Raw genomic sequence first — 8,988 nt, forward strand, 5'->3', positions numbered from 1 at the left:
ACAGGCCTAAATTGTATAAATACCTCTTCAGGAATAATTCGGCGCCTGTCGGAACCATCTAACCGTGATGACCACAGCGTGCGTACTTCACTGTATTTGTATTTATTCCAGAACATTAACCGCGGGGTTGAAAATGTATCTGCATCGCCGTACACCTCTTCGCGTATTTCTAGTGGCCACTCTGGGTGGTTTTTGTGATCTTTAGCCCATGGGTATTTAGCAACATCAACCTCTACTTGTGGTGAACTTTGCGATGAGGGCTCTGAGCAACCGCTTAGCAATAAGCTAAAACAAAGGCAGAGGGCGCAAAGCACGCTGTGATTTTTAAAAAACATTGTTGTTGAGTAATCCTTTCACTCTTTATATTTGTGGCACACGGGAAACTTAAATGTTCTCGAGCGTTTACAAAAATAGTATCCATTTAGTGTAATAACTGTGGGTTATTGGAGATTATTTATTATCAGTAAATACTAAAATAAATAATCTCTCAATTTTTAATAAAAATAACCTATCTCATTACTTTTAAAAGTGCCGATTTTGTACGTAAATGGCATATTGTTTTACTAACTTTAATTTTGCTTTTTCTAAATCTAGATCACTTACTTGCTCATGAGATCCGTACCATTTAACAGTACCTTCAAATTCATCGTCAAAGGGGAGCGCTATATAAAGGGCTTCTTTCGAGCCTATAGGTGATTCTGATTCATGCCAAAATAGATTATGACCTTGAGAGTAAGTTTTTCCGGTACGACTCACTATGCGATAGTGATAATATTTCCAATCAGGACAATCGCCAAAAACAAATGCATCTGTTTGTGAAAACATACTTACAGAACTGTTCATCTGCTCATTGGTATGAATATCTTCACCACCATTCCCTGGCCCACCCATTAAACGAAACGAACACGTTAAATCGAGCTTGTAAGCGTTAATGTAGCTTTTCCAATGAAAAACACTGTTAGACCAAGATAGTTGTCGTTTTTTTCGTTTTTCCAATAACGCTTTATTACGGTTACGGTTTAAGGTTTGCAGCATTTCTTCATCTATATATTCACCATCTATGTACCCTTTGGCGCCTTCAGCTTGAAGTAAAGTGACTATTTCGGTTTTTCTGTTACTAATAGCAAGCCCAAGCGCACTACTTCCGCTCGATGTTTTTAAATCGGTATTCGCACCTTTTTTTATAAAGGTCGTTACATTCTTTGGATCAGCACTTTTTAATACTGAGTACATTAATGGCGTTTCACCTTTATTATTCTGGTGATTAATATCAACCCCAAGCCTTACCAATTTAGCAATATATAACCTAAGCACCCTATAACCCATATTTTCTGCTGATCGTAAGTTATATAAAATATGGAAAGCATTTTCTCCTTCATTATTTTCAAACGAATAATTACAGCCTTTATTCTTCAAATAGCTAATTAGTTTTAAATTTGGAGATTCTTTATTAGCAAGGGTCATCATACATACTGGTAGATCTAAATTATAATTTTTACAATTAACATCAACACCTGAATCAACCATATATTTTACTAAAGTAAAATTATTATAAGAAATTGCTTTTTTAAGAGAAGGGCAGCTTAAAACAACTTTTTCGTCGTCTATAAACTCTTGTAATCGAGGAGTGATTTTTTCTTCCCCTATTCTAAGCTCTTCATCTAAAACACGCTGATAATATTCAGGGTTATTTTTTTTATAATAGGAGTAGCTTGCAACCACCAAAATGAGCGGTAATATCAATCTTAAAAATAATACTTTCATTTGTTGTTCCTTAACATTGTTATTAAATTATTGTGTAAATTGCTTGAGTGCTTAAATGAATTATATACAGCGAAAACTCATAATAACTCTATTTTAAATAAATTTAATTTAGAGTTTATCAATATATTATGTGTCGTAGTAATTCCTTCTTTAACACAATTTCATAGTGTATTATTAGGCATTAAAATATGCATATATTTTAATGTCATGTATGGCACAGAAATTATTATAAAGGATTATTTATGCAAAAGCGTGCTGCTTTTAAGATCATTACATACCTCATTTTAGTAACTTTACTTGGTTGTGAAAAAATAGCCCCTGACACACAAAAAAACGAATCCAAAGCAACCCGACCAATAGTTTTAAAAGAAGATATCACCGACGCTGCGCAATTTGATCAAGAACGTATCCAGTTTTTGTGGCAAGCACCTCAGCAAGAAAAAAGAACGATATGGAGTATCAAAATAGATGGAACAGATCTTCGCCAGGTGCTTGATGAAAAAGAACTTTCATTCAGCACCCCTCCTGGCGGTAATGGTGGGCACATAACATACCTTTCTCGCTCACCAAATAACCGCTATTTAGCGCTAATTATGTACCAAGAAGTCATTGTTTATGATCTGTTAACTCGAGATCACCTTATCATCGGTGAAGCAGTAAGAGGCCGACCACAACTGATAATTTGGAAAGATAATACCTTCAATGTTTACATGTCTAAATTTGGTGAGCACTCTAGAAACTTATATGTTGACTTGAACAATCTAACAATAACCGAGAAAAAAGAAAAAAGTGATACTGTTTATTTACAAGATGGTTCAACACTCTCTTTTCACAAGTTTCATTTGAGTAAATACAAGGACGATAAAAGGCTCTTTAAAATTGATCTAGGAGGGTATGATAAACTTAACAAACCATATCTAAATGGGTACGATAAACTTAATGAACTATATCTTAATAATGAACAAACACATGGACTACTACATACTAAAGAAAGGTCTTTTTACTTTAATATAACAACCGGAAAAATACTCAGCACCTTCGATAATAACTCTTTTACACCGTGGTATATTACCCATGCTAGTAGTCAACTAATAGGTACTGACAAAGAGCATAAACAGTTAACCATTTATAATATAACGACAAAAAAAACAACAAACATTTTTACCTCCGCCACCAAATTAAAAGTAATCAGCCCACTTAAAGCAAGTGCCTACTATCAAAAAAAGCCCTCCCTTTTACCTAAACTCTCAAACTTACCAAAAGGGTACATTTACGGAGACCGCAAAGTCGATGAAAATTATTATTTTGGAGAAAAAGTTGATGGAAAAGCAGAAGGTTATGGGGAAATGTATCAACGTTACACTCACCTTTGGCAATATCAAGAAAAAAACAATACTCTGATACCGCTTCACTATAAAGGAAATTGGAAAGCGGGTGTATTTGAGGGTAATGGCGAGGTTATTTATACAAACGGTAGTCGCTATAAAGGAGAGTTTTCTTCTTACCTTCATCACGGTCAAGGGCGTTTTACTGATAAAGACGGCAACGGCTTTGATGGAAGCTGGAACAAAGGACAAAAACATGGCCGTGGCCTCTGCCTTACCTACCGTAAACCAACTCCATGTGAATACTACTACAATGCAATAGTTACTTATGAGGGAGAGCTAGACGACAACGGCATACGTAACGGTACGGGTACTTTTAGTTGGGTACCTTACATTAAAAAAAACATCTATAAAGGTAACTTCAAAAATGATTTATTTCATGGTCAAGGCGTGCTAACCAAGACCAATTATAGTAACGACGTTTATAAAGGGCAATGGCAATTGGGCCTGCGCCACGGTCAAGGCACACAAACCAATGGCGAAACTCATTATGAAGGACAATGGAAAGCCGATAAGCGCCATGGTAAAGGTACACAAACTAAAGGCAACATTCGCTACGAAGGAATGTGGCGGGTCGATTATTACAATGGTCAAGGAACATTAAATGAAAATGGTAATATCTACAGTGGACTATTCAGTGCTGGCTGGCTATTTGGTCAAGGCACATATAAAAATAAAAATGGAGACAGCTATAACGGAGAATTTGAATACTCCCGTTACAATGGATATGGAGTAATGAACTACGCAAATGGTGATCAATACAGTGGCCAATGGCTATCCCACCTGAGGTGGGGTAAAGGCAAGTTAACCTTAGCAAATGGTGACTTTTATGATGGCGATTGGGACAACGATACAAAGCATGGCGAAGGAGTCTGTCAAGAGAATTCAGAGGAATACCCATGCCAATACTTTCGTGGTTATAAATTACATAATATACGTGATGGTTATACAAAATCTAGAGTTATCATAGACGATGGCTACGGTGAGGTGTTGGGCGACTATATTGGGGAGCTTGAAAACAATATCCCCCATGGACAAGGGTCATTTATAAATAAATATCAACGTTTTTATATTGGTCACTTTGACCACGGTCTATTCAATGGTCAGGGGATATTACTAACTTCACATCGTGGCATTATCTATGATGGTATGTGGATCAAAGGCAAACCTAATGGCTACGGAAAAACGAATGTATTTGAAGGGCACTGGAAAGATGGCGTGGCTCATGGAGTAGGTAAGTTACATATAGGTATTAACAGCACGAGGCGTATTATTAAAGGTAACTGGCAAGATGGAGAAATCAGTGAGGGAACTATTATATACCAAGATGTTGATTATATAGAAGATAAAGCTATCTACACTAATAACTGTGTTTATACTGGGAGGTTATCGTTATCTATTAATACAAAAATTACCTATTCAACAAGTGACATGACTTTTGTTAAGGTCACCCCACAAGGGAAATGTGTACGTGTAGAACAAGAAAAAGAGCGCAACACTAATGCTTTGAGTAAAAGCCATTTACAAAAGGATAGCAAATGAAACGTATTATAGTATCGATATTAGTCATTTGTTTTAGCTTAGGCGGGTGCGAACATGAAGCTCGAGCTCAAGTACCCCCTAAAATGGAAACACAGCAAATCAAACCACCATTACTTGACTTATTTGCTAAGCCAAAGTTGACAACTGAAAAGGCGAAACTAGAAGAAGCGCTTATTCTAAAAGCAATAGCGGATGACCCTTCGGCCCAAATCGCATTAGCAAATATATATAAAAATGATAACCAACAAAAACGAGCCTTATTTTGGTATCAGCAAGCCGTTGAACATGGCGGTATAGATGAAGAAAATGCCATTCTTAAATTTTCTCTACAAAAACTAGCACAAAGTAAAGACCCTAAAGATATATTTATGTGGACAAAGTATGCAGCTGAACACGGCGATATTAGCGCACAAGAAAAAACAATGGAATACTATCGTAGAGGTCAAGAAGTTAAAAAAAACCATATAGAAGCCGAAAAATGGCTAAAAAAACTAATTAGCCACGAAGCCAAAAAACCTACATTTAAACTGGTAGAGCTACAGTTAGATACAATTAATTCAAATAGAGAAAAGAATATCCCTAGCGCGATTGCCTTAGCCAAAAAACTCGCAGAATCGGGGTCTGTAGACGCAGCTTACTTTTTAGGTTGGTTGCGCCAATTTGGCTCATTGTTAGATAAAGATATCGCTAAAGCGATTTACTGGTATAAAAAAGCAGCCGAGTTAGCTGATATTCGTGCATATCGCAGTTTAGGGTGGATATATCACTCTCACTATAACGATAATAAAGTAGCCGCTCACTGGTATGAAAAATCTGCTAATTTAGAAGATCAAGTATCTCAGTTTAATTTAGCCGTTTTATATCACTTAGGGAGAGGGGTAGATAAAGATTTAAAAACTGCAGCCCAACTGTATGAAAAAGCAGCTTATACAGGGCATAATTCCGCAAGAATTAATTTGGCTAATATGTATGCGAATGGCATTGGGGTGAGCAAAAATAAAGAGCTGGCCGAGCAATATTATAACGGTTATCAGCATATAAACCTCGCGACTGAAAAAAAACAAAGTCAGCTAAATATAGAACCAAACATTGATTATATAAAAATAGATATTGCAGATTTGGATTTATCAACTCAAAACTTTTATACACTCCATGAACGTTTAGGAATTTATAGCCACTCAATTGATATAAGCAAACTTCCCGTTTTAGAAGATAACTCAGTGGTTCTATTATTTGTTAATATACCAACTTTAGGGTATTACTCTGTAAGTAAGGGAACAAAAAGTAGCTTATACCAACGAACTCTTATTAATGATGTAACTATTAATAATTTTAGAACTGGTAATTTCTAACACAATAAAAACGTTGGTCCATTATCATGGGTCAACGTTCATAATAAGCGCTTAAATAGGATAATTAAAAACATTACTCTAGTATTATGGACGGCATTACGGGCACATCCGAATACGGATTGTAAAGATCTTCATAGGCTACACCTTTTAAAATGTAAGTAGGAGCTTCCCCATCTCTAAGATCTTGTAATAAATCAAAATCACCACTTTTAGGTATGTCGGTAAATTTTATATTTACATAAGCATTACCATCGAAAACACTAGATATTGACCGAATTTGCTGCCAATCATGTTGTTTGTTTCTAAAAATCAATTGCGCTTGGCCATAATTAGAATTGCTGGCATTAACTTTATAAACGTATTGATAATCACTGCTGGAAATTATTAATTTATTCAATTGGTTGACTTGCATTAGCACAAGCTTCGGGGTTTTAATACTAGCTGCCTCAAGCGAATTTTGTGATAGTAGTGCACTTAAGGTAATAATGAATGTTGTGTATTTTTTCAAAAGAAGCATTTTGTCCCTCCTTGGTAAATTAAGATATTTTCATTTCAACGGGCGGTAGATCAACAACTAGCCACTATACTCCGACAAACAGATGCGATTCAGGGTAAGATTTATCTTGAGAATCATAGCAAATCTTTGTTGTATCTCAGTTAGCATATTTAAGTCTTTTATAACAGTAAAATCGAATTCAACAATAACTGTAAAAAACACTCCCCTCCATGCTGTTTTGTTATTGCTTTGCTATGATACTATTTTAAACCTTGCACCAAAAAACGATTCACATAACCGCATTCTTACAATCTATTAGTAAATAAACCAATGGGCTTGCAGATCCTTTGCTCATTTCATGCATTTTATTTTCCTTCTGCTACTAAATTTGTAACAGCTATTGGACCTAAAGTATCAAGACCCCAAATACCATTTTCTTTTACCAGCGCCTCAGCTTGCTCACCGGTCACTATATTTTTTGTTCTTACTATACGCTTTGAAGGATAGAAACCATTTTTACTAGGTTCTTTTGAGAATTTTGCTATAAATTCCAATTGATAGTCCTCTTTTGGAGAAAAAATAGCACCGTTGCCATCGCCTTTATCTGAATGTTCTATTTCAGGGTTAGCAATATTCACCCAATGAAAATGAAAATCTTTACGCCCATACGTCATAAACGCCAAATACTTACCATCGGATGAAATACGGTGGTTTTTCATTTCCCACGCTTTCGGAAAACCAAAATTAACTTTGCGAACCACTTCACCATTAAACTTATGTATCCAAAAGCCATCGTGCTTTATGGCTAAAAACTCTTTATCACCCGGAAGTAAAAAAGCAGCGCCGCTGTGGTGAATTTGAGGTCGAGGGGTTAGCTCCCCTGTTGGTACATGGTAATTAAAGTGTTTGCCATCTGAGTAAAAAATGACGTTTTCACTGTCTTCGGTCCAGTTAAACCATGGGTAACCACCACCACCTGACATGGTAATGAGTTTTTTATCTTTGGTGTCGTATAACTGGCGAGTTGCTCGGTCATTTATATAGCCCGAAATAGCAATATAACGGTTACCTGGTGAGCGTGCTGGTGCATGTATACTAATAGATTCAAGCTTTTGAAATACCTTTTCTGGAATAATACGGCGCCTGTCTGAGCCATCTAACCGTGATGACCACAGCGTGCGCACTTCACTGCCTTTATATTTATTCCAGAACATTAGCCGCGGGGTTGAAAATGTATCTGCATCGCCATACACCTCTTCGCGTATTTCTAGTGGCCACTCTGGATGGTTTTTATGCTCTTTTGCCCATGGGTATTTAGCAACATCAACCTCTACTTGTGGTGAACTTTGCGATGAGGGCTCTGAGCAACCGCTCAGCAATAAGCTAACACAAACGCTGAGGGCGCAAAGCATGCTGTGATTTTTTAAAAACGTCATTAAAATTATCCTTTACTACATGAACTTATTTACTAGGTAATACAAATAAGCGCACTCATTAAAACTTGTGTTATTAAAATAAAGTACTCGTACTTACTCTTCTACTATTTCTGCCACTTCAATCGAGAGTGTTAAATTACTGATAAGTAAACGGTGTATTTGAGCTACTGTAATTTTTTAAATTATCAACAAACTCTTGAGCCCATCCACTAGGGTTATTATTGGCAATGAGGCCAATGGACTCCATTGGCGGAATAATAATAGGTCGTTGATTATTAGCCGTTTAGGCATGAAAGGGCTGGCGCGTCTCTAGTGATTCACTGTTTATCGTCGATAAAATACCAGCACTATTTGTTTTTAACACAATAGGTTTATTTGTATCATACGTGGCTAATTTAGGCTGTTCAGCAACCACAAATCGGTTTGCTACTGGCGTTAATTTACTCACGGGTTTGTTGTTTTCAACATATCCAGTTAATAAATACACGATTGGGCTGGCACTTCCTTTGCTCATATCATGCATTATTGTCGTCCTTGTACTGCTACGTTTGTAATTGCTATTGGAACTAATGTATCAAGACCCCAAATACCCATTTCCTTTACGCGTGTGATTTTTTGTTCGCCTGTTAAAATGTTCGTTTTAGTAATAATGCTGTATATGTCAGGTATTTCATCTCGACTAGTTGGCTCTTTGAAATCGTTATAACCAAATTTGAAGGTAACATCTTTATCAAGTGAAAAAATTACATTACTGCCCATACCTTTCTCTGAATGCTCTATTTCAGGATTAGCGATATTCACCCAATGAAAATGAAAATTTTCTCTGCCATGGGTCATAAACGCTAAGTACTTACCATCCGGTGAAATACGATGGTTTTTCATCTCCCATTGACGTGGAAAACCAAAATTAACTTTGCGTACTATTTCACCATTAAACTTATGTATCCAAAAGCCATCGTGCTTTATGGCTAAAAATTCTTTATTGCCCGGGAGTAAAAACAACTCCTCTGAGT

At 36.4% G+C, this 8,988-nt stretch carries 6 protein-coding genes and 2 pseudogenes; 2 read left to right on the forward strand and 6 right to left on the reverse strand.

The window, feature by feature from the left end; genetic code table 11:
- Positions 1-335, reverse strand: a pseudogene (locus tag GQR52_RS19830) (hypothetical protein); the annotation flags it as partial.
- A 187-nt stretch (positions 336-522) separates the two neighbouring features.
- Positions 523-1,764, reverse strand: coding sequence for an ankyrin repeat domain-containing protein (locus tag GQR52_RS19835; RefSeq protein WP_165729555.1), 1,242 nt, complete (start codon positions 1,762-1,764; stop codon positions 523-525).
- Positions 1,765-2,006: 242 nt separating this feature from the next.
- Here GQR52_RS19835 and GQR52_RS19840 point away from each other — a divergent pair, with 242 nt between their 5' ends.
- Together GQR52_RS19840 and GQR52_RS19845 are read left to right on the forward strand one after the other, a co-directional pair.
- A complete protein-coding gene (locus tag GQR52_RS19840) occupies positions 2,007-4,691 on the forward strand; it encodes a hypothetical protein (RefSeq protein WP_165729556.1) in 2,685 nt (894 codons plus the stop codon).
- A complete protein-coding gene (locus tag GQR52_RS19845; protein WP_165729557.1) occupies positions 4,688-6,043 on the forward strand; it encodes a tetratricopeptide repeat protein in 1,356 nt (451 codons plus the stop codon). The genes GQR52_RS19840 and GQR52_RS19845 overlap by 4 nt, the downstream gene beginning before the upstream one ends.
- A 73-nt stretch (positions 6,044-6,116) precedes the next feature.
- Here the strand turns inward: GQR52_RS19845 and GQR52_RS19850 are convergent, their stop codons facing one another.
- The 4 genes and pseudogenes from GQR52_RS19850 to GQR52_RS19865 form a co-directional block, all read right to left on the reverse strand.
- Positions 6,117-6,560: a hypothetical protein gene (locus GQR52_RS19850; RefSeq protein ID WP_165729558.1), complete on the reverse strand. Its 444-nt coding sequence runs from the start codon at positions 6,558-6,560 to the stop codon at positions 6,117-6,119.
- A gap of 344 nt (positions 6,561-6,904) precedes the next feature.
- Positions 6,905-7,975 carry a hypothetical protein gene (locus GQR52_RS19855; protein ID WP_165729559.1) on the reverse strand — a complete coding sequence of 357 codons (1,071 nt, stop codon included), beginning with the start codon at positions 7,973-7,975 and terminating at the stop codon, positions 6,905-6,907.
- 283 nt (positions 7,976-8,258) lie between these two features.
- Positions 8,259-8,498 (reverse strand): hypothetical protein, encoded by a 240-nt coding sequence (locus GQR52_RS20430; RefSeq protein ID WP_206017570.1) that lies wholly within the window; start codon positions 8,496-8,498, stop codon positions 8,259-8,261.
- Positions 8,498-8,988: pseudogene (locus tag GQR52_RS19865) on the reverse strand (hypothetical protein); the annotation flags it as partial. The gene GQR52_RS20430 and the pseudogene GQR52_RS19865, both read right to left, overlap by 1 nt.

This window comes from Pseudoalteromonas sp. 31A1 (genome assembly GCF_011378815.1).
In the GTDB taxonomy this organism is placed as follows: domain Bacteria; phylum Pseudomonadota; class Gammaproteobacteria; order Enterobacterales; family Alteromonadaceae; genus Pseudoalteromonas; species Pseudoalteromonas arctica.

What these genes read in the sequence shown, in the direction of transcription:
- GQR52_RS19835 (WP_165729555.1), bottom strand. Translation starts at nt 1,764, where the DNA reads ATGAAAGTATTATTTTTAAGATTGATATTACCGCTCATTTTGGTGGTT.
- GQR52_RS19840 (WP_165729556.1), top strand. Translation starts at nt 2,007, where the DNA reads ATGCAAAAGCGTGCTGCTTTTAAGATCATTACATACCTCATTTTAGTA.
- GQR52_RS19845 (WP_165729557.1), top strand. Translation starts at nt 4,688, where the DNA reads ATGAAACGTATTATAGTATCGATATTAGTCATTTGTTTTAGCTTAGGC.
- GQR52_RS19850 (WP_165729558.1), bottom strand. Translation starts at nt 6,560, where the DNA reads ATGCTTCTTTTGAAAAAATACACAACATTCATTATTACCTTAAGTGCA.
- GQR52_RS19855 (WP_165729559.1), bottom strand. Translation starts at nt 7,975, where the DNA reads ATGACGTTTTTAAAAAATCACAGCATGCTTTGCGCCCTCAGCGTTTGT.
- GQR52_RS20430 (WP_206017570.1), bottom strand. Translation starts at nt 8,498, where the DNA reads ATGCATGATATGAGCAAAGGAAGTGCCAGCCCAATCGTGTATTTATTA.